Here is a 26,421-nt window from a genome sequence, read left to right as displayed (position 1 = left end):
ACAAACCAATTAACAACCAATGGCTAAAAAAGTTATTGTAATAGGGTCTGGATTTTCATCTTTGTCCGCCGCTTGCTATTTGGCCAAAGCTGGTTATGAGGTTTCCATATACGAAAAAAATGCAACCGTAGGAGGTAGGGCTGCACAATTCTCTAAAGACGGTTTCACTTTTGATATGGGGCCTAGTTGGTATTGGATGCCCGATATCTTTGATAAATTTTTTAAGGATTTCGGCAAAAAAACATCGGACTACTATCAGTTGGACAAATTAAGTCCCGCCTACAAAATTTTCTTTTCTGATGATGTGATCACTATCGGTGATAGCATGGAAAAAATTTGTGAGGAGTTTGAGAGAATCGAGCCGGGCAGTTCAAAAGAACTTCGAAAATTTATCTCAAAAGCGCAGGTCAATTATGATATTGCTATTAATAAGGTAGTACTAAGGCCAGGAATATCACCTTTTGAATTGGTTACCAAAGAAACCATATTTAAAGTAGACCAATTTTTCAGAAATATTAGTTCAGAAGTTAGAAAACGTTTTAAAAACCCAAAATTAGTCTCCACACTTGAATTCCCCGTATTGTTTTTGGGTGCGAAACCCTGCAACACTCCGTCTTTTTATAGTTTTATGAATTTCGCCGATTTCGGCTTGGGTACTTGGCATCCTAAAGGTGGTATGTATGAAATTATCAAGGCCATGAAAAATCTGGCAGAAGAACTTGGTGTAATCATTTATACCAATAAAACTGTGGAGAAAATTATGGTGAACAATGGGAAAAGTAAGGGCATCTTCTGCGACGGGAAACTTATTTCTTCAGATGTGGTACTGAGCGGTGCGGATTATGCACATTCGGAGACACTACTTGATGAACATTACAGACAACACTCACCGGATTATTGGAACAAAAAGACTTTTGCACCCTCCTCGTTATTGTTCTATGTAGGCTTTGACAAAAAACTAAAAAATGTGGAGCATCATAATCTTTTTTTTGATACCGATTTTGAAAGACATGCAGAGGAGATTTACGATACTCCGCAATGGCCTTCAGACCCACTTTTCTATGCCAATTTTCCATCTATAACAGATGACTCTATGGCTCCGGATAATTGCGAAACAGGCTTCTTCTTAGTGCCGATAGCACCGGATTTGGAGGATACTCCCGTACTTCGCAAGCAATATTTTGACATTATAATGAGCAGATTTGAGTCCAAAACCGGGCAAAAAATCATAAATAATATTATATTCAAGGAATCTTTCTGTGTCAATGATTTTATAGAACGATATAACTCCTACAAAGGAAATGCCTACGGAATGGCGAACACACTTTCGCAAACTGCGTTTCTTAGGCCTAAGTTGAAGAGTAAAAAAGTGAAAAATCTTTTTTTCACAGGTCAACTTACCGTTCCGGGACCTGGAGTACCGCCCTCTTTAATATCCGGTAAATTGGTATCAGAATTAATTGCCGATAATAATTAGTACCATGAAAACTACGTTTGACAATGTCTCATACCAGTGTAGCAAAATAGTTACGGAAAGTTATAGTACCTCTTTTGCACTGGCCACTAAAATGCTTCACGAATCCATTCGTGGCGATATTTATAACATTTATGGTTTTGTTCGCTTTGCCGATGAAATAGTGGACACATTTCATGATTATGATAAAAAGGATTTATTCGAACGGTTTGAAAAGGAATTGGATGAAGCTATCTACAATAAGATAAGTTTAAATCCTATTCTCAATTCTTTTCAGCATACATTCCATAAATATTCGATTCCAAGACATTTGATGGATTCCTTCATGAAAAGTATGCGAATGGATTTGACCAAGAGTATTTACAAGACCGATGCAGAATACAAAGAATATATTTATGGTTCTGCGGATGTTGTTGGATTAATGTGTTTAAAAGTATTTGTAAAAGGAAGTGAGGCCTCTTATGAGGAGCTCAAAGATGCCGCTATGGCACTTGGTTCCGCTTTTCAAAAAGTTAATTTTTTAAGGGATGTAAAAGCGGATTTTGAAGATTTGAACAGATCTTATTTTCCTGGTACGGATTTGATTCAGTTAGATGAGGCTTCAAAAAAGCGAATTGTAGATGAAATTAAGGCAGATTTTAAATTAGGTTACGAAGGTATCATCAATTTACCCTCAGAAGCCAAATTTGGAGTATATACGGCCTATAAGTATTATTATAAACTTCTTCAAAAATTACAGCGGACACCTTCTTTAGAAATAAAAAATACCAGAATAAGAGTGCCTAATTACCAAAAATTCGGACTTTTGGCCAAATCTTATGTTAACTACAAATTGCAATTGGTATAAATGAGAATAGTTCTTTGGGCAATCATATTTTTAGCCACTTTTAGTATAATGGAATTTATGGCTTGGTTTACGCACAAATATATCATGCATGGTTTTTTGTGGAGCTTGCATAAAGACCATCATCATAAAGACCATGATTCCTGGTTTGAACGTAACGATGCTTTTTTTATATTTTACGCTATTGTCAGTATGGCTTGCTTCTATTTTGGTAGTCAAGGGCATTGGTACGCTTATGCAATAGGTTTTGGTATCATGGCATATGGGTTGGCCTATTTTTTGGTACACGACATTTTTATACATCAACGGTTTAAACTTTTTAGAAACGCCAATCACTGGTATGCCAAAGGTGTTAGAAGGGCGCACAAAATGCATCACAAACATCTTGGTAAAGGAGACGGCGAATGTTTCGGGATGTTATTTGTTCCCTTTAAGTACTTCAAAAAATAAATGCCTACAGCATTAGTAATAGGAGCGGGTGTTGGTGGTATTGCAACAGCTCTACGTTTAAGAAAAAAAGGATACACCGTTACGGTATTGGAGGCCAACAACTATCCAGGAGGTAAGCTTCACGCTATAAAACTTAATGGTTATCGTTTTGATTTGGGTCCCTCCCTATTCACCATGCCCCATTTGGTTACCGAACTCATTGAACTATATGGTATTGAGCCTGAACGCTATTTTGAGTACTCTAAAAAGAAAGTAATCTGTAATTATTTTTGGGAAGATGGCACTCGATTTTGTGCCTCGGCAGACAAAAATGTATTTGTTAAAAATGCGTCGACAACCTTTAACGAACCAGAAGAAAATATTAATGCTTATTTGAAAAAAAATAAGTCCAAATATGATTTAACTGCCGAACTTTTTTTAGAAAAATCACTTCATAAAATAAGCACTTATCTATCCAAAAAAACCTTAAAGGCACTTTTACAAGTTGGTAAATTGAATGTAAACGACTCCCTTGATACAATTCATAGAAAAACGTTCAAAAATCCCAAATTAGTACAGCTTTTCAATAGATATGCAACATACAATGGTTCCTCTCCCTATAAGACACCGGGAATTATGTCCATGATTCCGCATTTGGAAATGCATTACGGTACTTTTTTCCCTAAAGGCGGAATGCACAGCATAAGTATGGGTTTATATCAACTGGCATTGGATAAAGGTATTCATTTTAATTTTGATGAAAAGGTTACCTCAATTAATGTGAAGTACGGTAAAGCTACCGGAGTAACCTCGACCAAAAACAAATATGAAGCGGACATCACTATTTCCAACATGGATATTTATCCTACCTACAAAAAGCTATTGCCCAAGGAGAAACATCCAAAAAAGGTATTGCAACAGGAACGTTCTAGCTCGGCCTTAATTTTTTATTGGGGCATATCCAGGGAATTTCCGGAATTGGATTTGCACAATATTTTTTTTAGCGAGACTTACGCAAAAGAATTCAATGCTATTTTTGAAGAAAAAAAACTTCACCCAGACCCAACTATTTATATCAATATAACAAAAAAGGAAGAAAATAATGATGCTCCCGAGGGTCATGAAAATTGGTTCGTAATGATCAATGCACCCGGAAATTATGGTCAAGATTGGGAAAAACTTAAAAAAAGAGCGAAAGCTTCTATAATTTCTAAAATAAACAGGATACTGAATATAGATTTGGAATCGCTTATCACAACAGAACACATTCTGGACCCGGTGAGTATTGAGAACAACACCAGCTCCTACCGTGGCGCACTTTACGGTGCCGCTAGTAATGATAAATTTGCCGCTTTTTTAAGACATCCCAATTTTTCGAACAAAATTAAAAATCTTTATTTCTGTGGGGGTTCCGTACATCCTGGTGGCGGTATACCGTTGTGTCTGTTATCCGCAAAAATAGTAAGTGATTTAACGCCTATACCCAAACTACTATAGATGGCGGACTATATCTCAAAATACAAAACCCAAATGGCGGTAGGCATCGTTTGGCTTTTCCATATTTCTGCCATTATAGGAATTTTAATAGGAAATCAAGAATGGTTTATTGCAAAAACACCATTAAACCTCAGTATTTGCTTGTTATTATTCTTGATTATCTATCCGATAAACACCTTAAAAAAAGGGATTGTCTTTTGTATTTTTTACGTGGGAGGAATGCTTGCCGAATGGTTGGGCGTACAATATGGTATCTTGTTCGGAGAGTATAGCTATGGTATTAATTTTGGACCCAAATTAGACGGGGTACCCTATTTAATAGGTGCCTATTGGTCGCTATTGACATTTATCACCGCGGGTATTTTAGATTATTTTGATTTGAAAATTTGGTTGAAGGTATTCCTTTCGGCATCTCTTATGGTAACACTCGACTTTTTTATGGAGCATAGTGCGCCAATCTTTAATTTTTGGGAATTTAACGGCGGGGTTGCCCCTCTAGAAAATTACGGCACATGGTTTATCATTGCGCTTTTATTTCAAGTTATTCTTAGAATTCTAAAGATTGAAGGAAACAAAATGTATGGAACGCATTTGTATTTTGCGCAAATATTGTTTTTTTTAGTCTTTTTCTTATAGTGGTTTACAAGGGTAATGGATTTTTCCCGTTCCAAGTTCCTACAGATTTATAGGGCTGAAATCTAGAAAATAATTCTTCTCTATACCAATCCAACTTCCTTGTTTTTTGAATAGCAATTTTATGCTCTTCGCTGTTATAGGCAAAATCCATTAAAGATTCCATATCACGCCAAAGACTAAAAGTGGCCATTTGTAAAAACGGAACCTCCCCTATTCCTTTTGTATAGATGAGTCCTTTATTTTTAGCCAGAGGCTGTTGAGATGTAGGCACATACCTCCAAAATTTAAAAAAATGCTTTCTTCTTATCGTTGCGCGCGTAATAACAGCAATATAAGGGTTATTGGAATCAACGAAATCACTTTTTTCAAAAGGATTTTTTCCGTTCCATTCCCCATGGGACTTTATATTTTTTAGATATAATGTCCATGATTCAGAACTCTTTTTCAAGCATAGCTTTATTAAATCAGATTTCGCGAAGAAGGTATTAGCATATTTATCGTTATCCCATATTTGAAGCAATCCATAAACGGACCAGTCCGGGAACGGATCAAAACCATCTTTTCCACTGCCCATAAGTTTATATTGCTGTAATCCTTGAACGGTACTCAATGAACGATGTGAAAATTGCATCATCCAAAAAGCCCATAATTTTGATGAAAGGCCGGAGTATCTAAAAAATGTAAGTGTTGTTATTTGGGACATTTGAATCTTTGCAGCACTAAAAGGTTACCCAGTGCTTTAAACTCAAGTTAAGGCTAATCCCCAAAAAAAAGATTATTCCTTTGTTAAAGTATCCAAAAGTTCATGCACGGAATCATTGTTCCAGTCCGCTATAGCATTTTGATGAACTACAATTGCCCCTTTTTTATCTAAAATATAAGAACCTGGCGGTTCTAACAACTGTATGGGACTAGGATCACCCACAATTTGATAGGTCACCGGAAAAGTATATCCTTGCTTTTCCATAAAGAGTTCCACAGGAGCGCGTTCCTCATTTGTTATAATATAAAAGTCTATCCCGCCTTTATAACGTTCATATAAATCTTGAACATCTTTCAATTGTGCTTTGGAAGGCAAATGCCAAGAAGCCCAAAATGTAATAAAGACTACTTTTCCTTTAGACTTTTCAAAACTAATAAAATTCCATTTTTCGTCTTTTAATCGCCAATCGTAGGAATCGATTTTACCTCTGTTATCCGGCTGAATAATGGTTGGTGCCGTGGCAAATATTCTATTTAATATCAATTTACTAAAATCGCCAAGGGGAGTAACAAAGAAGGAAAGCACAAAGGCAATAATCAAAAGTGTAAAAAAGGTCTGTCTTTTCATTAAATGTCCTAAAGTCTCAAAACTAAAAAACTCCCGAAGATTATCGGGAGTTTTTTTAAACTATTTCAGTTTATTATTATGCTGCGTTTTCGCGTTTTATCACGTTCAAAGCAGAACCTTCTCTATACCAACCAATCTGGGCGGCATTGTAGGTGTGATTCGCTTTAATTGTGTCCTTACTACCATCGGAATGAACAATTTCAATCGTCAAAGGCTTGTCCGGAGCAAAATCTGCTATATCAATAAAATTGAACGTATCATCTTCCTGAATTAAATCATAATCATTTTCATTCGCAAAGGTCAATCCGAGCATTCCTTGCTTTTTTAGATTGGTCTCATGGATTCTAGCAAATGATTTTACGATGACCGCGGCAACACCCAAATGCCTTGGTTGCATGGCCGCATGTTCCCTTGACGAGCCTTCTCCATAATTATGATCGCCGATTACCACGGATTTAATTCCTTTAGCTTTATAGGCCCGCTGAGTATCCGGAACTCCATCATACTCTCCAGTCAGTTGGTTTTTAACAAAATTGGTCTTTTTATTAAAAGCATTGACCGCACCGATCAGGGTGTTATTTGCAATATTGTCCAAATGTCCCCTAAAACGTAACCATGGGCCGGCCATAGAGATATGGTCCGTAGTACATTTTCCGAAAGCTTTGATCAATAGCTTGGCGCCCATTAATTCTTCATCCTTGATCGGAACAAAAGGTTCCAATAATTGTAATCTTTCGGAGTCCTTGCTCACCGCTACGGTAACACCTGAACCGTCTTCCATTGGAGCAAGAAATCCTGCATCCTCAACTTCAAAACCTTTTGGGGGCAATTCCCATCCTGTGGGTTCATCAAATTTAACTTCCTGCCCTTCTTCGTTAATCAATGTATCCGTAATCGGATTAAAATCCAATCGGCCAGCAATTGCGATAGCCGCTGTGATTTCAGGAGAGGCTACAAAGGCATGTGTATTTGGGTTGCCGTCCGCGCGTTTGGCAAAATTTCTATTAAATGAGTGGACAATACTATTTTTAGGAGCATTCTTAGGGTCGCTATACCTAGCCCATTGCCCAATACAAGGTCCACAAGCATTGGTGAAAATTTTGGCATCCAATTTCTCAAATGTTTCCAAAATTCCATCTCTTTCCGCTGTAAAGCGTACCTGTTCCGAGCCTGGATTAATACCCAATTCCGCTTTTATTTTAAGCCCTTTATCCAAGGCCTGTTGTGCTATGGAAGAAGCTCTTGACAGATCCTCATAGGAAGAGTTGGTACAGGAACCGATCAATCCCCACTCTACTTGAATAGGCCAATCATTACTATTTGCCTTCTCTGTCATTTCATCACCTACACTTGTAGAAAGATCCGGTGTAAACGGACCGTTTAAAAGAGGTCCTAATTTAGATAAATCAATATCGATTACCTGATCAAAATAATTCTCAGGATTTGCATATACATCGGCATCTGCCGTTAAATATTCTTTTATTTCATTGGCGGCATCTGCAACATCGGCCCTATCCGTAGCCCTTAAATAACGCTCCATGGACTCATCATAGCCAAAAGTGGAGGTAGTTGCCCCTATTTCCGCTCCCATGTTACAAATGGTTCCTTTTCCTGTACATGACAAGGCCTTGGCACCAGGTCCAAAATATTCTACGATAGCACCCGTACCTCCTTTAACAGTAAGTATTTCGGCTACTTTTAAAATTACGTCCTTTGGAGCGGTCCACCCACTTATTGTCCCTGTCAACCTAACACCTATCAGCTTCGGGAATTTTAGTTCCCATGCCATACCGGCCATTACATCAACAGCGTCCGCACCACCAACACCAATGGCTACCATTCCCAAACCACCGGCATTCACCGTATGGGAATCCGTACCGATCATCATTCCGCCCGGAAAAGCGTAATTCTCTAAAACCACTTGATGAATGATTCCCGCGCCTGGCTTCCAAAATCCAATCCCGTATTTATTCGAGACCGATTCTAAAAAATCAAAAACTTCGGCACTGGAAGTATTCGCGAACTTTAAATCCGCTTCGGCCCCATTTTTTGCTTGGATCAAGTGATCACAGTGAACCGTTGTCGGAACGGCCACTTTTGGTTTGCCAGCCTGCATAAATTGAAGCAGGGCCATTTGGGCCGTGGCATCTTGACAAGCAATACGATCTGGTGCAAAATCTACATAATCCTTACCTCTGGTAAAGGCTTTGGTAGGATTACCGTCCCATAGATGGGAATACAAAATTTTCTCCGAAAGGGTAAGTGGCTTTCCCACAATTTCACGTGCTTTGTCAACCCGCTCCGCCATATTGGCGTAAACCCCTTTAATCATATCGATATCAAATGCCATTCGTTATTTATTTTATGGTTAAAGCAATTGTGTAAAATTAAGAAAATACTAGGGGCAAATAAAATTTTTACCGCTTGATTACTTTGCTATTGGAGAAAAATACACAGTTGATTACAACGTTTGCGAAATTGATAAATTCCGTAGCTAAAAATTGAACTATTTAAGATGAAGTAAGCCTACCATAATTGGGAAATGATGTCTTCCTCGGAGATACCTTCAGCTTCCGCTTTATAGTTTTTGATGATGCGATGTCTTAGGATTCCGTAGGCCACTGCTTTGACATCCTCTATATCAGGAGAATATTTTCCTCGAACGGCGGCGTTCGCCTTGGCCCCCAATATTAAATTTTGTGAGGCCCGTGGACCGGCTCCCCAATCTACATATTGCTTTACAAAGTCAGTAGCGGTGTCTAGATTGGGTCGTGTACTATTCACCAACTTAACCGCATACTCTACCACATTATCCGGAACGGGAATACGGCGTACCAAATCCTGAACTTCTAAAATTCCTTTAGCGTTAAATAGTGGTTTTATGGTTTCTTGGACTGTTGTAGTCGTGTTTTTCACTACTTGAACTTCTTCGGCGATAGAAGGGTATTTCAATTCTATGGCGAACATAAAACGGTCTAATTGCGCTTCTGGAAGAGGATAAGTTCCTTCTTGTTCAATTGGATTCTGAGTGGCCAATACAAAATAGGGAAGCTCTAACTTGTGTTGATGTCCTGCAATGGTCACAGCTCTTTCCTGCATGGCTTCCAATAAAGCTGCCTGTGTCTTGGGCGGCGTTCTATTGATTTCATCAGCCAAAATAATATTGGAGAATATAGGGCCTTTAAGAAATTTAAAATTACGATTTTGGTCTAAAACCTCACTGCCCAAAATATCACTGGGCATTAAATCCGGGGTGAACTGGATTCTTTTAAAGTCCAATCCCAAAGCTTGGGCAATGGTGTTTACCATCAGTGTTTTTGCCAATCCCGGAACGCCTATAAGCAAAGAATGCCCTCCCGTGTAAATTGATAAAAGAATCTGCTCAATAACAGCTTCTTGACCCACAATGACTTTAGCAATTTCTCTCTTTAAGGCCGAATGATTTTCGACCAGCTGGTTTACCGCCGCAACGTCTGACATATACCTATTCCTTTAACCAGTTGTTGGCGAAATTACAATCCCTGTTGGCTTCCGTGACACTGATGTATGTATCCTCAATATGCTCTGCCATCCATTTCTTTATGGCATTGAACTGTTTTTCGGTTTTTGCCAATTCTTGGATTTTTACATAGTCCCTGGCAAAATCGGCCTCATGTTCATCATATCTATTGGTTACCTGAAGTAGCTTATATTTTGGCCCTCCCCCTCTTGGGTCGTCCTCATATATGGGATAGGACATTTCATTATCCTTTAAATTCTGTACTTGGTTATATAAGTTAGGGTCCATTTTGGTGAGCTCAAACTTAGAATCAAAATTCACCGGATTTCTAAGCAAACCTCCATCAAATTTAGTCTCTTTCTCGTCTGAAAAATTTAAAGCGGCTTGGGCAAACGTATATTTCCCATCCAATATATGTTTACGGATGGTATCCAATTCCGTTTTTGCTTTGTCCAAAGAACTCTGAGAAATCTCGGGCTGCACAAGTATATGCCTTAAATCCAGCTCTTGACCTCTAATTTTTTCGATAAAGATAATGTGATAGCCAAAGGGCGTTTCAAAAGGTTCGGAAATTTCCCCCTCCCGTAAACTAAAAGCAACATCCTTGAATGTTTTGTCAAAACCAGTATCTTTTGTGATGCTGTAAAAACCACCTTTTGATTTAGAACCTGGATCCTGCGAATATAATATTGCTTTTACACTAAAACTGGCATCATTATCTTCAACATCTGCTTTGATCTGGTTTAATTTATCAATGACTTTTTGCTTCTCTGCCTCTGTAGGTTTAGGCTCTTTCACAATTTGGGCAATTTCTAATTCCGCACCAAAAACAGGACGTTCGTCTTCAGGAATTTTATTATAAAATTGCCGCACTTCTTCTGGAGTGATTTCAATCTCGGATACAATATCTTGCTGCATTTTTTCGGACAACATGCGTAGCTTGTTAATTTTATAAAGTTCTTCCCTAAAACTCTGCTCATCTTGTTTCTTATAATATTTGAGCACTTTTTCCATGGAACCAATTTGTTGCACCAAAGATTGTAACTGACGCTCACCGGTGGCATTGACTTCATCATCCGAAACCAGAATACTATCCTGTACGGCCTGGTGGGCATACAACCGATCTTCCATCAATTTACCCAAAAGACCACAATGCGTAATATCGTCCGTATCCGCACCTTGACTTTTTAAATCGATAAGTGTTTTCTCTATGTCAGAATCCAATATCACATAATCCCCGACCACAGCGGCAATACCATCTAGCTTGACTCTTTTAAAATCATTAGATTTTCCTTTCAAGACATTAGCTTCCGCTATAGTCTCCGTTGGTTCTATCTGTATGTTCGGAATGGTATCCTGAGCGAACCCTACAGCACAAAATACAATGAAAACCAAAAGTGATACTAATCTATTTTTCATCTGTAAAAACTTCAAATTCTTTATCCTTAATTGCTTCATCTATAATTTCGGTTTCTAATTTTCGCAGGTAGTTTATTTTTCTGCGGCTTAACAGAACTTGTTTTATGGTAGGTGTAATAAATGAGAACGGAGCAACATCGTTAAGTTGCTTTACTTCCTCTATTTTAACCAAATATACCCCTAATGAATCCTCCAATTCAAAAAATTGTGATTTTTTTAAGTAGCGGTCCTGGTTCTCAAACGTGATAGGGGGAATTTCCTCAAAAATTCTAGAGGACCTTACCCAAATAGAATCGTTAAAGTTTAGTTTTTTGAATTGTACCCCAATGGAATCCAACCACTTGACATCATCTTTCTTAAAGCGTCGCAAACGCGAACTTACTTCATCTTTGTTCAAAAAGTTTTGGGGCAACTCTATGAAACGTAATCGTGCAATACGCTCTTTCAGTTTAAAATTCTCTTTTTCCTTTTCATAAAACGCTTCCAATTGCGCGGTAGAGATAAGAGAATCGGCCCCTTGCGCAATCAATGCTTCTTTATAGGCTCTCGTATATAAATCCGTTCTATATTCTTCAACCAGTGCATCAAAAGTTTTTAAACGGTCCTCCGGTAAGTTTATCTTGGATTTTGACAACAACAACTGATCAGAAGCCCAATTGTTTATATAACTGGTCACAAAGGAAACACTATCCGTTTTTGACATTCCTTCCGTTATCAAAGGGGCAACATCTTCCAGATATAAATAGTTTTTCCCTACTCTAGCCAATGCATTTTGATTAGCATCATTCCTGTTACAGGAGGCAAAAAGCAAAAATGTAATGCATACCGCTAAAAAAGGAAACGCATGTTGTTTTGAATACATTTTAAAGAAAAACATCCCGCAAAAATAACAATTACCACAGCCTGTGCAAATGCTCCCTAGTTTCATTAACAGAAATTTATGGGCAGTTCTTGGAATTTGTTACTTTCGTTGACGACATCAATTCTATAAATAAGAACAGTAATTGAATAGAAAAATAAAACTCATTTGGGACTTTAGGGGACCGGCCGCTTTAAAAACGGCAGAGCATCATGAAAAACATCTTAAAGAATATATAGCGATGGAAAATCTTGAGCTAAGCATCACGGGGTTCCAACAGCTCAACGAAATGTACAGCATCGCTTTTATGGTAGTTGAAGAGGAAAATATGATTGCTGTGAGGGATACATTAAAACCCCATCGGGGAGAGATCTACAATGATTAAAATTGTTTTTATGTTCAAAGCGCATCTCATAACCTTTTTCTTATTATTTCTTTTTACGGCTTGTAGCCAAAAGTCGCATGAAAATTTGTTGGAAAATGCCTTAACCTCCGGGAATCCCAAAATAAAGAGGGTTATGGACAGTTTAGATCGGTATGAAGTTCAGATACGATATACCAAAATCGATCGGCAGAACGATAGTGTTCTCTTCACGGATTATGATTTTCAGGTAGAGGACAACAACTATTTCTACCCGGCCAGCACCGTAAAATTTCCTATTGCCGTCGTAGCCCTGGAAAAGTTACATGAAATAGATTCCCTTGATTTGAATACACGTTATTACGTGGAAGGCGATTCTATAGAATCAACTATTTCAAAAGATATTTCCCAGATATTCGCGGTGAGCGATAATGCGGCCAATAATAGACTATTCGAATTTTTAGGCCAAGATGACATTAATTCCAGGCTACAAAATAGAGGAATAGCACCGGTACGCATTTCCCACAGATTGGGGTATCATACAGAAGATCTAAAAACCAAACCACTCATTATTTATCTTAACGATAGTACCACTACTCCTACCCTGCCAACAATAAATACGTTCCCCGAACCATTGGCATTGAATAAAATTAAAAAGGGCAGAGGTTTCTATACCGATGGGGATTTGGTAAATGAACCGTTTGACTTCAGCCTTAAAAATTATTACCCCGTTACTTCACAACATTCGGTATTAAAAAGAGTCATATTTCCTGAAAATTTTGATGAATCAGATTGTTTTAATCTATCCGAGAAACAACGTTCCTATCTCTTAAAAGCCATGCATACCTTACCTAAAAATGTAGGTTATGACGCAGCCGAATATTATGATGGCTATTGTAAATTTTTTCTTTTTGGAGATACCAAAGAAGCTATTCCCGACCATATCAAAATCTATAACAAAGTAGGATTCGCCTATGGTACCTTGACCGATTGTGCATACATAAAAGATGAGAAAAATGATGTTGATTTTCTTCTCACCGCAACTATACTTGTGAACAAAGACGGTATTTTTAACGATGATGCCTATGAGTATGATGAAGTTGGAATACCTTTTTTAGCAGAATTGGGCAGGGAAATATATAGATTGGAAATTGATAGAAAAAGATAATCGCACAAGATTACTAGAAAATTTTATGAGCGAACCGAAACAGACAAGAATCAATAAATATTTGAGCGAGGTAGGCTATTGTTCCAGAAGACAAGCGGATAAACTTATAGAACAAGGCAGGGTAATCATCAACGGGAAAGTTCCGGAAATGGGAACAAAAATCAAGGATGGTGATACCGTTCATGTAGATGGACAGCTTATTCATAATAAAGAAGAAAAACCTGTATATATTGCTTTCAACAAGCCTATTGGCATTGTTTGTACTACGGACACCGGTGTTGAAAAAGATAATATCATAGACTTTATCAACTATCCCAAACGAATTTTCCCTATTGGACGTTTGGACAAGGCCAGTGAGGGACTCATCTTTTTGACCAATGACGGGGATATTGTCAATAAGATCTTGAGAGCTCGCAATAATCACGAAAAGGAGTATTTGGTTACGGTAGACAGACCTATTACTCAAGAGTTCATTAGAAAAATGAGAAACGGTGTTCCCATCCTAGACACTGTTACGCGCAAGTGCGAAGTATCAATAGTGAGTAATTATCAATTCAGAATTATACTTACCCAAGGCCTTAACCGCCAAATACGGAGAATGTGCGAACATTTTGATTATCATGTAAAAAAATTAAAGCGCATCCGTATCATGAACATTCATTTGGACCTTCCAGTGGGGAAATGGCGTGACATCAGTCCAGACGAACTCAAGGAAATCAACCGTTTGGTCAATACTTCATCCAAGACGCACAATTAGGGTGGAAAATATAAGCTTTACCAATAACGCATTATTTTATAAGGTTTTATAAAATTTACGACACATACTCCATCTAAATATTTAAAAGCATCATAAAATGACAAAAAGACACTCTTTATATTTCGTTAAATTAACAGTCTATAAATCTTAAAATCATTAACTTAGATAAAAAGTCATCAATTATAATCATAAAACCTATCGTATGGAACAGAAAAGAATACATCCTAATAAAAAATCCCTCGTCTGGTCACTGTTGTTGTCGGCCTTGATGATGGTAGCTTTTTCTCATTTTACCATAGCACAAGAAGCAAATTTCAAAGAATACTCAGGTAAAGTGATGGATGCGCAATCCAAAAAACCATTGGTGTTTGCATCCCTAACTGTTGAAGGTACCAATGTTAGTACCATAACCAACACGGAAGGAGAATTTTTGCTGAAAGTCCCCAATGAGAATGAGGATGCCAATATTATCGTATCATTTTTAGGTTATAAATCGTTAAACCTACCGCTCTCACAGTTGGATGATGGAGAAAACAAGCTATTTATGACGGAATCTGTCATGAAGTTAACGGAGGTAGATTTAAGTGTACCAAAAGATGCAGAAACTTTAGTCCGGGAAACACTCAAAAAGCGTGGTGAAAACTATATTGACGACCCAACCGTAATGACCGCTTTTTATAGGGAAACAATCAAGAAAAGAAGAAAAAATGTTAGTCTTTCGGAGGCTGTTGTAAATATTTATAAAGCTCCGTACTCTTCAGATAAAAGAGATGCCCTAAAGCTTTACAAGGCTAGAAAAAGTACAGATTACGACAAATTGGATACTTTGGCCCTTAAATTACAAGGAGGTCCGTTCAATGCTTTATTTGTAGATATGGTGAAATATCCAAAATATATATTTACCGATGAGTCCATTGGTTATTACGATTTTTCATTTGACAGTTCAACGCGTGTGAACAATAAACTAATATACGTAGTTAATTTTAGCCAAAAACAAGGAATCATTGACCCCTTGTTTCAGGGCAAGCTTTATATTGACGCCGAAAACAAGATATTAACGAGTGCTATTTATTCCTTGAACATCACGGATAAAAGGCTAGCGGCGCAAATGTACGTTAGAAAGAAACCTAGAAATGCAGATGTATGGCCAACTGAAGTGGCATACAGGGTAGATTATAGAGAAAAAGACGGGAAATGGTATTATGGCTACAGTAACGTACTATTAGAGTTCAAAGTAGATTGGGACAAACGCCTGTTCAATTCGGTTTATAGTATGAGTTGTGAAATGGCCATAACGGACTGGGAGAAGAATTTAACCAACACCGTTCCTAAATCCAAGGAAAGGATCAAGACATCCATCATATTAAGTGATGAAGCCATAGGTTTTGCAGATCCAGATTTTTGGGGAGAATATAATATTATAGAGCCGGAAAAATCTATTGAATCGGCCATTAAGAAAATACAAAGGCAATTAAGAAGGGCAAAAGGGAACACAAGCGGTACTTCTGCTCCATAGTGTATTTTAAAATCGATAATTAAAAAATCCCGATACCATAAATGGTATCGGGATTTTTTTTAAGGGGGGGGGAATTAAATTATTCTGGCATCACTACGGTATCGATGGCATGTATTACGCCATTGCTTGCAGCAACATCCGGTATAATTACGGTAGACATATTTCCTTTTTCATCCTCCAACATTACTTTTCCGTCAGAAAGGGATAATGAGATAGTACCGCCCTGTACGGTCACAATATCAAAAGAGCCATCATTGTCGTTAATGGCTTCAATAACAGCTGCAGCCTCATACTTTCCAGAAACTACGTGATACGTTAAAATACCGGTTAACGCATCTTTGCTTTCCGGTTTCAGTAGACTGGCTACCGTACCATCAGGTAGCGCGGCAAATGCTTCATTAACAGGCGCAAATACGGTAAAAGGTCCATCGCCGCTTAAAGTTTCTACCAAATTTGCAGCTTTTGCCGCAGTAACTAACGTACTGAAATTATCATTTCCAGCGGCTACACCGACAATATTTTTGTCCTGTGCAAAAGTTGTTCCTACAAATAATAGGGTTAATGTCATCATTGAGGCAATCTTAATCATTTTCATAGTTGTTATATTTTGATTTTCGATAAAAGTAAATCGAATATTTAGGCAACAATCTTAAATTTTGTTTAATTTATTTTTGATTAAGTTAAACAAAACATAATTATACTGAAATGACAAGTAAAATGAACAGCCATAGATTTAAAATCCATAGTTTTCTTTAAAGAATGAAATTCTTTTTGGGCGAGAGTCGTTCCGACAGAGCACGGCGACGAGGAATCCCATGGTATCAATTCATCATGGGATTTCTCACTGCGTTCGAAATGACAGATACTCTTAAAAGCTTATGGAGACTAAAAGTAACTATAATGAAATTGCAGGGTTTTAACCTTTAACTAGATAATAAAATCATAAATCGTAGGTAATAAAGCCTAGACTATTGTAGGCTATAGGAGTCTTAGTTCGCGACCTCGCTAATAAACTTTAAACGGTACAGGCGCAGTTCATCTTCTTCATACTCGCCATCGAATTCTTGCATAGCTTCCTCCAAGTCATCGCTTTCGGCTTCTAGAAAATAATCATGGATTTCTTCCTGTTGGTCCTCATCCAAAACCTCATCGATCCAATAGCTTAGATTCAGTTTGGTGCCGCTAAAAACAATTTGTTCCATCTCTTTCAATAAGCTAGGAATTTCCAATCCTTTTGCTGAGGCTATATCGGCCAATGGAAGTTTTCGATCTACATTTTGGATAATGTACAATTTTAATCCTGAATTGGCTCCGGTACTTTTTACTATAAGGTCATCAGGTCTAATAATTTCGTTTTCCTCTACATATTTGCTTATAAAATCCAAAAACGGTTTACCATACTTTTTGGCTTTACCTTCCCCAACCCCGTGCACGTTTAATAATTCTTCGTGCTTAATAGGATATTTCAGTGCCATATCCTCCAAAGAAGGGTCTTGAAAAACAACAAAAGGAGGTACCTGTAATTTATTGGCCTGTGCTTTTCTTAAATCTTTAAGCTGTTTCAGCAATTTTTCATCGGCTACGCCGCCGGACTTTGCAGCACCGACTATGGCATTGTCATTTTCCGCATTATATACATGGTCCTTTGTCATCATGAATGAAGAAGGTTTCTTCATGTATTCTTTCCCAGCAGGTGTAATATGAAGCACTCCGTACTGTTCTATTTCTTTTTTTAGAAGTCCGGCTACCAAAGTTTGTCTCACCAATGCCATCCAATGGCTTTTGTCCTTATTGGCGCCTATCCCAAAAAACTCTTTCTCATTGGTTTTGTGCGATGCGATAATCGCATTGCTTTTACCTCTAAGGGTATTCACTATTTCTTTTGACTTGAATTTTTCACTAGTTCCTTCAACTACCTTGAGTAATTTTAGGACGTCGTCTTTCGCTTCAATCTTTTCTTTTGGATTTCGGGTATTGTCATCCATATCCGCCCCTTCCCCATTTTCATCGTCAAATTCCTCGCCAAAATAATGGAGCATAAATTTCCTACGGGACATAGAGGTCTCCGCATAGGCCACCACTTCCTGTAAAAGCGCATTTCCTATCTCTTGTTCGGCTACCGGTTTGCCGGACATGAACTTTTCGAGCTTTTCAATGTCCTTATACGAATAGAAAGCCAGACAATGCCCTTCACCCCCATCTCTTCCCGCTCTTCCGGTTTCTTGGTAATAACTTTCAATACTCTTTGGAATATCATGATGTATTACAAAACGAACATCCGGTTTATCTATACCCATACCAAAGGCAATGGTAGCCACGACCACATCAACATCCTCCATCAAAAACATATCCTGGTATTTGGAACGAGTCTTTGCATCAAATCCGGCATGGTAAGGCACCGCGGAAATCCCGTTTACCTGAAGCACCTGTGCGAGTTCTTCTACTTTCTTTCTGCTCAAGCAGTAAATGATTCCCGACTTTCCCTGATTTTGTTTTACAAATCGAATAATATCGCCCTCTATGTTCTCTGTTTTGGTGCGTACTTCGTAATACAGATTAGGCCTGTTAAATGAAGCTTTGAAAAGCTTCGCATCGGTAATACCCAAATTTTTGATAATGTCTTCTTGAACTTTAGGAGTGGCCGTTGCCGTTAGCCCTATTATGGAGATATCCTCTCCCAGCCTACCTACAATGGATTTCAAATTTCTATATTCAGGTCTAAAATCATGTCCCCATTCCGATATGCAATGCGCCTCGTCCACTGCGACAAAAGAGATTTTTACCGAGCGTAAAAACACAATGTTCTCTTCCTTGGTCAAAGACTCCGGGGCAACGTATAATAGTTTGGTAATACCATCGGTTATATCCTGTTTTACCTGTTTTACCTCGGTTTTGTTGAGCGATGAATTTAACACATGCGCAATACCATTATTGGCAGATACTCCACGTATGGCATCTACTTGATTTTTCATTAAAGCAATGAGCGGCGATACAATGATGGCCGTACCTTCTTGCATTAATGCAGGTAGTTGGTAACAAAGTGATTTTCCACCACCAGTGGGCATGATAACAAAGGTATTGTTACCGTTCAGAATATTTCTAATTACCTTCTCCTGAAGCCCCTTGAATTTGGAGAACCCAAAATACTTTTTTAAAGAAGCATGTAAATCTATCTCCTCCAAACCTTTAATGTGTGTTACATTTTTCAAGTTAGCAAAGTGTCAACTTTATACTGGTAGGGATGTTTCAGCAAGGTTGAACCAAAACAAATAGCTCAATTTCTTACTCCATAAATCCCTTATAAAATTAAGTTTGTTTAATTTTGTAATCTTAAAGATAATACAATCTTTGAGGTATACAATTCCTAAATTGAATAATACATTGACATCTGCGAGCACTATTCTAGATATAGCCCGTAAAACTATTAAAACGGAACGCGATGCCATTGATCATCTTGCAAATCTTCTCAATGAGGATTTTTCAAATGCAGTGAATTGCATCATTGCCTCAAAAGGGCGTGTAGTCATTTCGGGTATTGGAAAAAGTGCCATTATCGCCTCCAAAATCGTTGCTACCTTAAATTCGACGGGGACACCCGCTATATTTATGCATGCTGGCGATGCCATTCATGGGGACTTGGGGACCATTCAAGATAATGATGTGGTTATCTGTATTTCTAAAAGTGGAAACACTCCTGAAATAAAAATGCTTGTTCCGCTTATAAAACGAGGTAAAAACAAGCTTATCGGAATGACCGGAAATACCGAGTCGTTTCTGGCAAAACAAGCCGATTTTATATTGAACACCTACGTGAAGGAGGAAGCCTGTCCCAACGGATTGGCTCCCACAACGAGCACCACGGCACAATTGGTCATGGGCGATGCCTTGGCCATAGTATTGTTAGAACTTAAAGGGTTTAGCAGCACGGATTTTGCCAAATATCACCCTGGCGGGGCTTTGGGCAAAAAACTTTATTTGCGCGTTGCCGATATTGTAGGGAACAATATGATTCCCAAAGTGAAGCAAGACTCCGATGTAAAAAAAGTGATTGTTGAAATTTCCGAAAAAATGTTGGGAGTTACCGCAGTGCTGGATGGAGAAAAAGTTGTGGGTATCGTAACCGATGGCGACATACGAAGAATGCTGAACAAACACGATAACATCACCTCTTTGACTGCCAGGGATATCATGACCTCCAACCCAAAAACAATAGATACCAACACACTGGCCATTAAAGCTTTGGAACTCATGCAACAAAAAGGCATTTCCCAATTATTGGCGATGGAAAACGATACATATGTTGGTGTAATTCATCTTCATAATTTGATAAACGAAGGAATTTTATAATGGCTTCAAAAAGTAAGGTTCCCCCCAATGAAATGTCTTTTTTAGACCATCTTGAAGAGTTAAGGTGGCATTTGATACGGTCTGTTTTAGCGGTCGTAATTATAGGAAGTGTTGCCTTTTTGATGAAAGACTTTATTTTCGACACTATACTTTTTGGACCAAAAAAAATGGATTTCCCCACCTACCGGTTTTTCTGTAAAATCGGAACTTTTTTAGGTGTCGACTCTGATTTCTGTGCCGATGAACTTCCCTTTACCATTCAAAGTAGGTTGATGGCCGGGCAATTTTCAGCGCATATTTGGACTTCGATTTGGGCCGGTTTTATCGTAGGTTTCCCCTATGTCCTCTATGAAATGTGGAAATTTATAAGTCCTGGGCTTCATCCAAACGAACGGAAATACTCCAAAGGTTTCATATTTACCGCTTCGTTATTGTTTTTTTTGGGCGCATTGTTCGGTTATTATATTGTTGCCCCTTTGACCATCAACTTTTTAGGTGGCTATCAAGTGAGTCAAGAAGTAACCAATGAATTTGATTTATCGGATTACGTTGGAAAAGTAAGAATCTCCGTTATTGCTTGCGGACTTGTTTTTGAGCTCCCTATCATTGTCTATTTCTTGACCAAAATAGGTTTAGTAAATCCGGAAATATTAAGAAAATATCGAAAAATATCCTTGGTGGTCATTTTGATTTTAGCAGCTGTTATCACCCCTCCCGATATCATCAGTCAGGTGGTGGTGGCCTTACCAATCTTTGTACTATATCAAATAAGTATTTATATTTCCAAAAGAGTCTTAAAAAGTGAAGCGAAGCGAGAGGCAAAATTAGCCAAGGAACGCGCTAAAAATAAGTCATAGAAATGTCAGACCCAATTGAAGAATTCAACGCCTACCGTTCAAAAATGAACGACAAATTATTGGCCGATAACAACAAAATCATAAAACGCATTTTTAATTTGGACACCAATGCCTTTGCTCCCGGAGCTTTGGACGGTAAAACAAAGGAATTGTTAGGCCTAGTGGCTTCTGCCGTATTGAGATGTGATGATTGCGTAAAATATCACTTGGAGAGCTCCCATAAAGAAGGCGTTACCAAAGAAGAGGTTATGGAAACCTTGAGCATTGCAACTTTGGTCGGAGGCACCATCGTAATACCACATTTGAGAAGAGCATACGAATATTGGGAGGCTCTGGAACAAAACGAAGGTTAAATAAACGATAAAACCTTTTCTCACTTATGAATTAGGTTTAGATTTGAAAGAATGAAGTTACGAGCTGAAAATATCATGAAATCCTACCGTGGCCGAAGGGTCGTAAAGGGGATTTCGTTAGAGGTCAACCAAGGTGAAATCGTTGGGTTGTTGGGGCCTAACGGTGCCGGAAAGACTACTTCATTCTACATGATCGTAGGGCTCATAAAACCCAATGGGGGTCAAATATTTTTGGATGATATGGAAATCACCAAATTCCCCATGTATAAAAGAGCTCAAAACGGTATTGGCTATTTGGCTCAAGAAGCTTCCGTTTTTCGCAAACTCAGTATTGAAAAAAATATTTTAAGCGTACTCCAATTGACGAAATTGAGCAAGAAAGAGCAACTCATGAAAATGGAGTCGCTCATTGAGGAGTTCGGACTGGGCCATATCCGAAAAAACAGAGGCGATTTGTTGTCCGGTGGGGAACGTAGAAGAACGGAGATTGCCCGTGCTTTGGCGACCGACCCAAAATTTATTCTTTTGGACGAACCTTTTGCGGGCGTAGACCCGGTAGCTGTGGAAGACATTCAAAGAATCGTAGCGCAGTTAAAAAATAAAAATATAGGAATCCTGATTACCGATCACAATGTTCAGGAAACCTTGGCCATTACGGAGCGTTCTTACCTTATGTTCGAGGGCGGTATCCTAAAATCTGGGATTCCAGAGGATTTGGCCGCTGATGAAATGGTACGTAAAGTGTATCTAGGTCAGAATTTTGAACTTCGTAAAAAGAAACTGGATTTTTAATCGCTACTCAATCTTTGAGAAAACATATTTAAGTTCGGTCGCTATTTCCAAACTTCGTTCCGCGTATTTTTCTGTTTGCAGTTTTGTTCCGTCAAATTCCTTTGGATCTTCATACGTCAACGGAATCCGTTTTTCTGCACCGGGAAGAAAAGGGCAATTTTCATCGGCATGGGAACAGGTCATTACCGCCGCGTAATCTGACTTTGGATTAAAAGCATGATCGTAGGTTTTTGAAAAACCGATAACGGGATGAATATCAGCTGCAAATTTTATACTGTAAACAGGGTTTTCATTTTGAGAAAGTACCGTAGTTTTGAATCCCGAGGCACTTAACGTTTCTATCACTTTAGGAAATATAGCGGTTGCTTCCGTTCCCCCGGAATAACAATACACCCAATCAATTTTGTAATAGGCCGCAATGGCCTGCGCCCATATTTGGGACAAATGGCTCCTGCGGGAATTATGGGTGCAAACAAAGTTTAAATTAACGGTTTCCCCTTCATCAATTTTAAATTGAATAAAATCTATTAATTCCTGTAATACGGGTAACCTCTCGTCTGGAATCAAATCTATGTCCAGTTGTGTGATTTCAGCTTCTAATTTTTCAAAAAGCCCTGTAATGCCTATTGTCATAACACAAATAACAAAAACTATTAAAAAAATACCAAATCAACTTAAAAAAGCTAACGATTATTTAATCTCAAAAGTCAAAGTAGCCCAATTGGATTCATAGTCAATCCCACCCTCGGACTTCTTTTCCATGTGAATCGTGGCAACATACCATTTCCCGGATTCATTCGGAATCATGGTAACGATTCCGTTTTTATTCGTTTTCGTTGAATTTTCATTCTCATGCGCGTCCTGCCCCGGCTTGGAAATACTATAATGCACAATATGATTAGGAAGTGGTTTGCCATTTCTTAAAAGCTTGAAAGCTACGGCATCTCCCATCTTTATTTCAAAAGGATTGTTCAAGGGAATGAACTCGATAGGATAATTTAAGGGTTTCATAAAATCGATAGAAGTTTTATCACCTACCTGCAATATGGATTTTACATGTTTTGAATATCGCTCCTTGGCCTTTTCATTTATAAGACCTTCTTTTTTTCTTTCAGCGATAGTTTCCTCCAGACCTTCATGCTCCAAATAGTCATTAAACGCTTTTGCATCCATTTCCAAAACTCTAGGGAGCGTAGAGATACCGGCCATATAAGTACCTTCATCTTCTGTACTGAAATTGAGGTAGGTAATATTTCCATTGATGTTGTAATGCGATTCCGTAGGTTCAAAAAGATAATCCGGTCCAATAATTTTCGCATTGATTATTCTATCCGTAGTAATGGCATTCTCGCTCTTATCGAACGTACCGTTCAGAAGATATAATTGGGTAGCCATATTGGGCTTCAGAAAATGGGAATCCGTCTTTAAAAACAATTCATGGGAAGAAAAAACGAACACCCCTAAAACAAGTGCTATACTAAACAAGATGCGTTTCATAGGTTATACTTTTATTGTTCTACAATATCTACGAATAAAGGTAAAAATAGTTTTAATGCGAAGTAAAAATGTGCTCTTTTTTAAATCGGAGATGCCCAATCCAAACCGGAAATGAGAAAATATAGTCACTTGCGCATGACAGTCTATTTTCGATGGATACGATAATAGAAAAACGAAGCGATACCGCCTATAAAATAAAAACAGGCCAACATACCAAATACCAATTGATGCCCTTTTTCTCCAGGATATTGATCCAGCAAATATCCCATTGCCGGGCCTGCAAAAATATCCGGCGTATATCCTACCAAAGAAATTAATCCTACAGCGGTGCCCGTTAAAACCAAAGGAATGTTGCCTTCTTGCATAACCGCAAAATATAAGGATCTAGCTGCATACACGCCCAGTGCCACTATAAATACCGAAGCGAAAAACAATACGGTCGTGGATACAGAAATAAGACCACTGGCAAAAAGCAAGGCACCCGATAAAGCGATGACAAAACTGATGGTGAGCCATACGCTACTTTTTGAACGGTCTGCCAAAAAACCGATAATTATCCCAACCACAGGCCGAATGAACAATAGAAAAGTTCCTACTTGAGCGGATTCCACTTGATCGTACAACATAACATCCTTGGCATAAAGCGAAAACACATCCGTTATTTTATACCCAACATATGCACATAGAATAATAATCATCAACAACCAGACCGCAGGGAGTTTTAGTACCGTTTTGATTTCGGAAACAGTGATTCTTTCCAGTATCAAGCTTTGTTCCCGTTCTTTTTTCAACCGCATAAAGAGCCAAACAAAAGCCCCCACTAGAACAACAATACCTGCGGAACAGAGAATTACATACCGGAACGCTTCACGATTTTCCTCTAAATTAGCGGACACCGTCTTCTCCCCTATGACTACGGAAAAAATGATAACGCCCATGGTCCCAAAAAGTGCACCGACCAGTCCCCTGCCACCATCTAAAAAACCAAAGGCTTTTCCTTGGGACGAATCGCCTCCCCAAACCCGGGTAGCTTTGATCATCGCCGCCCAAAACAGAAAAATGGTCGTAAAGCCCCAATACCCGTAGAGTATTTTCAATACCGTGTAACTGGGAAATGTTGCATATATCAATCCGCCCAAGGCGGTCATCCAAAGGGCGACGGCCATTAATTTCCTTGGAGGGAATTTATCCGCCAACGGTCCGCCGAACAAATAAGAGACCAAAGCCACAAAACCGTACACCGAAAAGCAGATTCCCAATTGTGTGTTATCCAACTGAAAAACCTCCAATACGGTAGGACGAAAAACCCTGGCCAATACAAAAGGAAGAATAAAAACAGTTTCGCCTGCTAAAATAAGTAAGAGTAGATAGTACCAAGGGGCTTTTTCAGTTGTTTGTAGTTTCCCCATTATTAAGTTTTTACGACTATGGATTTTGCAGCAAAATCATGAATAGCCTTTTTTCTATCGTTTCCGGTAACTGTTAAAAAGGAAAGCCAACCTAAAGTATATTTTAAAACGAAACGCAAAAGAGCTAATGGAAATATAAGCTTCTTATCAATATTGGTATCGGAAACAACTTTAATATTCATATATGAATGACCTATAGTATACCCGTAAATACTAATAAAAACTGGTTCATATAATATGAATATAAAAGCTACAGCTATAATTTTAAAGCTGTTATGAACCTCATCGAACAAAGCAAAAATTTCAGTTGCAGCATACATAACAGCAATCATGATAAGACTGTCTACAAAGGCAGCCTTAACCCGATCTGGTAATGATGCATAATTCACTTTATTCAATTCCAGATTATTTATCAATTTTAAAAATAAATTTAATTCTCAGATAATTTGATGTTTAATTTTTACTAAATGTAATGTAAATCCCTCAAGAAACTTTCCTTGTGTTTGACAAAAACTTCTAACCTATTTAGCCCTTGCTAAACTTAACGTTACAGGAAAATCTTATTTCATGCTTGAAGATAGGTTTGTTACCACCGAACTCAACACATAAAAAAGAATAATAAAGGGAATGGCCAAAAACTGCATCGTCAATAAAAGCACCAAACTAATGATAAGAAAGATATAGCGCAGCGCATTATCCTTAAAGCTCCAATTTTTAAATTTCAAGGCAAATAATGGAATATTGCAATTTAACAGGAAAGCACTCAAAAGCGTTAGGCTTATTAAAAACCATTGGTTCAAAATAATTTCGCTCAAAATGTTATTGCTGTGATAAAAGAGGATAAGAGGCAAGGAAAGAATCAATAAAGCATTTGCCGGTGTTGGCAACCCGATAAAGGAGGAAACCTGATTCTCGTCCAGATTGAATTTTGCCAAACGATAGGCCGAAGCCAGCGTAATAATAAAACCCGTAAAAGGTATAAAAGAACGCAACTGAAAATCGCCCAAATATGTCATGCTATTAAGGATATCATTATTCCATCCTCCCATTTGGGACAATCCCAATAATTGAAACATGACAATGCCGGGGACCAGGCCACTGGTAACCATATCTGCCAAAGAATCCAATTGCAGTCCCAAATCGCTTTTTACATTCAAAAGGCGAGCGGCCAACCCATCAAAAAAATCAAAGAAAATACCTAGGGCCACGAAAAATGCCGCGTATTCCAACTGATTTAATACTGCAAAAACTGTGGCCACACAGCCACTAAAAAGATTTAATAAAGTAATGAAATTTGGAATGTGCTTTTGCATAACTTATAAATCGGTCTAGGTAAAAATAAGATAAACTTGGTTATTATTTGCATCTTTGCTTTTT

General features: G+C 38.2%; 26 protein-coding genes. 13 read left to right on the top strand and 13 right to left on the bottom strand.

Translation table 11 applies throughout. The features are described 5' to 3' along the window. Positions 1 to 19 precede the first annotated feature (19 nt). Genes ACKWBX_RS06550 through ACKWBX_RS06530 form a run of 5 tightly spaced genes read left to right on the top strand, consistent with a single transcriptional unit; the run spans position 20 to position 4,880 of the window. Positions 20 to 1,477, top strand: a complete 1,458-nt coding sequence (locus ACKWBX_RS06550) for a phytoene desaturase family protein (protein ID WP_413967844.1) — start codon at positions 20 to 22, stop codon at positions 1,475 to 1,477. A 4-nt stretch (positions 1,478 to 1,481) separates the two neighbouring features. Next, positions 1,482 to 2,321, top strand: coding sequence for a phytoene/squalene synthase family protein (locus ACKWBX_RS06545; RefSeq protein WP_413967843.1), 840 nt, complete (start codon positions 1,482 to 1,484; stop codon positions 2,319 to 2,321). Beyond that, complete coding sequence (locus ACKWBX_RS06540; RefSeq protein ID WP_413967842.1) at positions 2,322 to 2,768, top strand: sterol desaturase family protein; 447 nt, start codon at positions 2,322 to 2,324, stop codon at positions 2,766 to 2,768. Continuing rightward, on the top strand, positions 2,769 to 4,244 hold the full coding sequence (gene crtD / locus ACKWBX_RS06535; protein ID WP_413967841.1) for a 1-hydroxycarotenoid 3,4-desaturase CrtD: 1,476 nt from the start codon (positions 2,769 to 2,771) through the stop codon (positions 4,242 to 4,244). It abuts the gene before it with no gap. Continuing rightward, positions 4,245 to 4,880: a carotenoid biosynthesis protein gene (locus ACKWBX_RS06530; protein WP_413967840.1), complete on the top strand. Its 636-nt coding sequence runs from the start codon at positions 4,245 to 4,247 to the stop codon at positions 4,878 to 4,880. A gap of 4 nt (positions 4,881 to 4,884) precedes the next feature. On the opposite strand, the gene ACKWBX_RS06525 is transcribed toward ACKWBX_RS06530, so the two are convergent. The 6 genes from ACKWBX_RS06525 to ACKWBX_RS06500 all read right to left on the bottom strand — a co-directional run bounded on the left by ACKWBX_RS06525 (position 4,885) and on the right by ACKWBX_RS06500 (position 11,990). Next, positions 4,885 to 5,514, bottom strand: coding sequence for a DUF3291 domain-containing protein (locus tag ACKWBX_RS06525; RefSeq protein ID WP_413967839.1), 630 nt, complete (start codon positions 5,512 to 5,514; stop codon positions 4,885 to 4,887). A 141-nt stretch (positions 5,515 to 5,655) separates the two neighbouring features. Beyond that, positions 5,656 to 6,210, bottom strand: a complete 555-nt coding sequence (locus tag ACKWBX_RS06520) for a TlpA family protein disulfide reductase (protein ID WP_413967838.1) — start codon at positions 6,208 to 6,210, stop codon at positions 5,656 to 5,658. A 76-nt stretch (positions 6,211 to 6,286) separates the two neighbouring features. Beyond that, complete coding sequence (locus ACKWBX_RS06515) at positions 6,287 to 8,560, bottom strand: aconitate hydratase (protein ID WP_413967837.1); 2,274 nt, start codon at positions 8,558 to 8,560, stop codon at positions 6,287 to 6,289. A gap of 176 nt (positions 8,561 to 8,736) precedes the next feature. Continuing rightward, positions 8,737 to 9,690: an AAA family ATPase gene (locus ACKWBX_RS06510; RefSeq protein WP_413967836.1), complete on the bottom strand. Its 954-nt coding sequence runs from the start codon at positions 9,688 to 9,690 to the stop codon at positions 8,737 to 8,739. A 4-nt stretch (positions 9,691 to 9,694) separates the two neighbouring features. Then, positions 9,695 to 11,128, bottom strand: a complete 1,434-nt coding sequence (locus tag ACKWBX_RS06505; protein ID WP_413967835.1) for a peptidylprolyl isomerase — start codon at positions 11,126 to 11,128, stop codon at positions 9,695 to 9,697. Beyond that, complete coding sequence (locus ACKWBX_RS06500) at positions 11,118 to 11,990, bottom strand: peptidylprolyl isomerase (protein WP_413967834.1); 873 nt, start codon at positions 11,988 to 11,990, stop codon at positions 11,118 to 11,120. The genes ACKWBX_RS06505 and ACKWBX_RS06500 overlap by 11 nt, the downstream gene beginning before the upstream one ends. A gap of 142 nt (positions 11,991 to 12,132) precedes the next feature. On the opposite strand from ACKWBX_RS06500, the gene ACKWBX_RS06495 reads away from it, so the two are divergent. The 4 genes from ACKWBX_RS06495 to ACKWBX_RS06480 all read left to right on the top strand — a co-directional run bounded on the left by ACKWBX_RS06495 (position 12,133) and on the right by ACKWBX_RS06480 (position 15,789). Continuing rightward, positions 12,133 to 12,372, top strand: coding sequence for a hypothetical protein (locus ACKWBX_RS06495; protein ID WP_413967833.1), 240 nt, complete (start codon positions 12,133 to 12,135; stop codon positions 12,370 to 12,372). A 10-nt stretch (positions 12,373 to 12,382) separates the two neighbouring features. Further along, positions 12,383 to 13,516 (top strand): serine hydrolase, encoded by a 1,134-nt coding sequence (locus ACKWBX_RS06490; protein ID WP_413967832.1) that lies wholly within the window; start codon positions 12,383 to 12,385, stop codon positions 13,514 to 13,516. A gap of 25 nt (positions 13,517 to 13,541) precedes the next feature. Beyond that, positions 13,542 to 14,273 carry a 23S rRNA pseudouridine(2604) synthase RluF gene (gene rluF, locus ACKWBX_RS06485; protein ID WP_413967831.1) on the top strand — a complete coding sequence of 244 codons (732 nt, stop codon included), beginning with the start codon at positions 13,542 to 13,544 and terminating at the stop codon, positions 14,271 to 14,273. A 202-nt stretch (positions 14,274 to 14,475) separates the two neighbouring features. Next, complete coding sequence (locus tag ACKWBX_RS06480) at positions 14,476 to 15,789, top strand: carboxypeptidase-like regulatory domain-containing protein (RefSeq protein ID WP_413967830.1); 1,314 nt, start codon at positions 14,476 to 14,478, stop codon at positions 15,787 to 15,789. A 79-nt stretch (positions 15,790 to 15,868) separates the two neighbouring features. Here ACKWBX_RS06480 and ACKWBX_RS06475 read toward each other — a convergent pair whose 3' ends face one another. Together ACKWBX_RS06475 and recQ are read right to left on the bottom strand one after the other, a co-directional pair. Next, entirely contained in the window at positions 15,869 to 16,360 is a 492-nt protein-coding gene (locus ACKWBX_RS06475) for a fasciclin domain-containing protein (protein WP_413967996.1), read from the bottom strand. A gap of 418 nt (positions 16,361 to 16,778) precedes the next feature. Next, positions 16,779 to 18,998 (bottom strand): DNA helicase RecQ, encoded by a 2,220-nt coding sequence (gene recQ, locus ACKWBX_RS06470; protein WP_413967829.1) that lies wholly within the window; start codon positions 18,996 to 18,998, stop codon positions 16,779 to 16,781. A gap of 172 nt (positions 18,999 to 19,170) precedes the next feature. On the opposite strand from recQ, the gene ACKWBX_RS06465 reads away from it, so the two are divergent. Genes ACKWBX_RS06465 through lptB form a run of 4 tightly spaced genes read left to right on the top strand, consistent with a single transcriptional unit; the run spans position 19,171 to position 22,138 of the window. After that, the gene (locus ACKWBX_RS06465; protein ID WP_413967995.1) at positions 19,171 to 20,136 is read left to right on the top strand and encodes a KpsF/GutQ family sugar-phosphate isomerase; all 966 of its coding nucleotides are present in this window, start codon (positions 19,171 to 19,173) and stop codon (positions 20,134 to 20,136) included. Then, on the top strand, positions 20,136 to 20,993 hold the full coding sequence (gene tatC, locus ACKWBX_RS06460; RefSeq protein WP_413967828.1) for a twin-arginine translocase subunit TatC: 858 nt from the start codon (positions 20,136 to 20,138) through the stop codon (positions 20,991 to 20,993). Before ACKWBX_RS06465 ends, tatC begins: the two co-directional genes overlap by 1 nt. 2 nt (positions 20,994 to 20,995) lie before the next feature. Further along, positions 20,996 to 21,346, top strand: coding sequence for a carboxymuconolactone decarboxylase family protein (locus ACKWBX_RS06455; protein WP_413967827.1), 351 nt, complete (start codon positions 20,996 to 20,998; stop codon positions 21,344 to 21,346). Positions 21,347 to 21,397: 51 nt separating this feature from the next. After that, positions 21,398 to 22,138 (top strand): LPS export ABC transporter ATP-binding protein, encoded by a 741-nt coding sequence (lptB, locus tag ACKWBX_RS06450; RefSeq protein WP_413967826.1) that lies wholly within the window; start codon positions 21,398 to 21,400, stop codon positions 22,136 to 22,138. Between the two features lie 3 nt (positions 22,139 to 22,141). Here lptB and ACKWBX_RS06445 read toward each other — a convergent pair whose 3' ends face one another. From ACKWBX_RS06445 to ACKWBX_RS06425, 5 genes are all read right to left on the bottom strand, one after another. Beyond that, on the bottom strand, positions 22,142 to 22,771 hold the full coding sequence (locus ACKWBX_RS06445) for an arsenate-mycothiol transferase ArsC (protein WP_413967825.1): 630 nt from the start codon (positions 22,769 to 22,771) through the stop codon (positions 22,142 to 22,144). Positions 22,772 to 22,828: 57 nt separating this feature from the next. Next, positions 22,829 to 23,635: a DUF4198 domain-containing protein gene (locus ACKWBX_RS06440; RefSeq protein ID WP_413967824.1), complete on the bottom strand. Its 807-nt coding sequence runs from the start codon at positions 23,633 to 23,635 to the stop codon at positions 22,829 to 22,831. A 143-nt stretch (positions 23,636 to 23,778) separates the two neighbouring features. After that, positions 23,779 to 25,044 (bottom strand): MFS transporter, encoded by a 1,266-nt coding sequence (locus ACKWBX_RS06435; protein ID WP_413967823.1) that lies wholly within the window; start codon positions 25,042 to 25,044, stop codon positions 23,779 to 23,781. Positions 25,045 to 25,046: 2 nt separating this feature from the next. Beyond that, positions 25,047 to 25,433, bottom strand: a complete 387-nt coding sequence (locus ACKWBX_RS06430) for an RDD family protein (protein WP_413967994.1) — start codon at positions 25,431 to 25,433, stop codon at positions 25,047 to 25,049. Between the two features lie 171 nt (positions 25,434 to 25,604). Further along, positions 25,605 to 26,357: a CDP-alcohol phosphatidyltransferase family protein gene (locus tag ACKWBX_RS06425; protein ID WP_413967822.1), complete on the bottom strand. Its 753-nt coding sequence runs from the start codon at positions 26,355 to 26,357 to the stop codon at positions 25,605 to 25,607. Positions 26,358 to 26,421 lie beyond the last annotated feature (64 nt).

The organism is Maribacter algae (genome assembly GCF_047345745.1).
Lineage (GTDB): Bacteria > Bacteroidota > Bacteroidia > Flavobacteriales > Flavobacteriaceae > Maribacter.
Note: the sequence above shows the minus strand (reverse complement) of the source record. Positions and strands in the feature narration are given on the sequence as shown.

Excerpts from the sequence above, each read along its gene's own strand:
- ACKWBX_RS06550 (WP_413967844.1), top strand. The coding sequence starts at position 20 with ATGGCTAAAAAAGTTATTGTAATAGGGTCTGGATTTTCATCTTTGTCC.
- ACKWBX_RS06545 (WP_413967843.1), top strand. The coding sequence starts at position 1,482 with ATGAAAACTACGTTTGACAATGTCTCATACCAGTGTAGCAAAATAGTT.
- ACKWBX_RS06540 (WP_413967842.1), top strand. The coding sequence starts at position 2,322 with ATGAGAATAGTTCTTTGGGCAATCATATTTTTAGCCACTTTTAGTATA.
- crtD (WP_413967841.1), top strand. The coding sequence starts at position 2,769 with ATGCCTACAGCATTAGTAATAGGAGCGGGTGTTGGTGGTATTGCAACA.
- ACKWBX_RS06530 (WP_413967840.1), top strand. The coding sequence starts at position 4,245 with ATGGCGGACTATATCTCAAAATACAAAACCCAAATGGCGGTAGGCATC.
- ACKWBX_RS06525 (WP_413967839.1), bottom strand. The coding sequence starts at position 5,514 with ATGATGCAATTTTCACATCGTTCATTGAGTACCGTTCAAGGATTACAG.
- ACKWBX_RS06520 (WP_413967838.1), bottom strand. The coding sequence starts at position 6,210 with ATGAAAAGACAGACCTTTTTTACACTTTTGATTATTGCCTTTGTGCTT.
- ACKWBX_RS06515 (WP_413967837.1), bottom strand. The coding sequence starts at position 8,560 with ATGGCATTTGATATCGATATGATTAAAGGGGTTTACGCCAATATGGCG.
- ACKWBX_RS06510 (WP_413967836.1), bottom strand. The coding sequence starts at position 9,690 with ATGTCAGACGTTGCGGCGGTAAACCAGCTGGTCGAAAATCATTCGGCC.
- ACKWBX_RS06505 (WP_413967835.1), bottom strand. The coding sequence starts at position 11,128 with ATGAAAAATAGATTAGTATCACTTTTGGTTTTCATTGTATTTTGTGCT.
- ACKWBX_RS06500 (WP_413967834.1), bottom strand. The coding sequence starts at position 11,990 with ATGTATTCAAAACAACATGCGTTTCCTTTTTTAGCGGTATGCATTACA.
- ACKWBX_RS06490 (WP_413967832.1), top strand. The coding sequence starts at position 12,383 with ATGTTCAAAGCGCATCTCATAACCTTTTTCTTATTATTTCTTTTTACG.
- rluF (WP_413967831.1), top strand. The coding sequence starts at position 13,542 with ATGAGCGAACCGAAACAGACAAGAATCAATAAATATTTGAGCGAGGTA.
- ACKWBX_RS06480 (WP_413967830.1), top strand. The coding sequence starts at position 14,476 with ATGGAACAGAAAAGAATACATCCTAATAAAAAATCCCTCGTCTGGTCA.
- ACKWBX_RS06475 (WP_413967996.1), bottom strand. The coding sequence starts at position 16,360 with ATGATGACATTAACCCTATTATTTGTAGGAACAACTTTTGCACAGGAC.
- tatC (WP_413967828.1), top strand. The coding sequence starts at position 20,136 with ATGGCTTCAAAAAGTAAGGTTCCCCCCAATGAAATGTCTTTTTTAGAC.
- ACKWBX_RS06455 (WP_413967827.1), top strand. The coding sequence starts at position 20,996 with ATGTCAGACCCAATTGAAGAATTCAACGCCTACCGTTCAAAAATGAAC.
- lptB (WP_413967826.1), top strand. The coding sequence starts at position 21,398 with ATGAAGTTACGAGCTGAAAATATCATGAAATCCTACCGTGGCCGAAGG.
- ACKWBX_RS06445 (WP_413967825.1), bottom strand. The coding sequence starts at position 22,771 with ATGACAATAGGCATTACAGGGCTTTTTGAAAAATTAGAAGCTGAAATC.
- ACKWBX_RS06440 (WP_413967824.1), bottom strand. The coding sequence starts at position 23,635 with ATGAAACGCATCTTGTTTAGTATAGCACTTGTTTTAGGGGTGTTCGTT.
- ACKWBX_RS06435 (WP_413967823.1), bottom strand. The coding sequence starts at position 25,044 with ATGGGGAAACTACAAACAACTGAAAAAGCCCCTTGGTACTATCTACTC.
- ACKWBX_RS06425 (WP_413967822.1), bottom strand. The coding sequence starts at position 26,357 with ATGCAAAAGCACATTCCAAATTTCATTACTTTATTAAATCTTTTTAGT.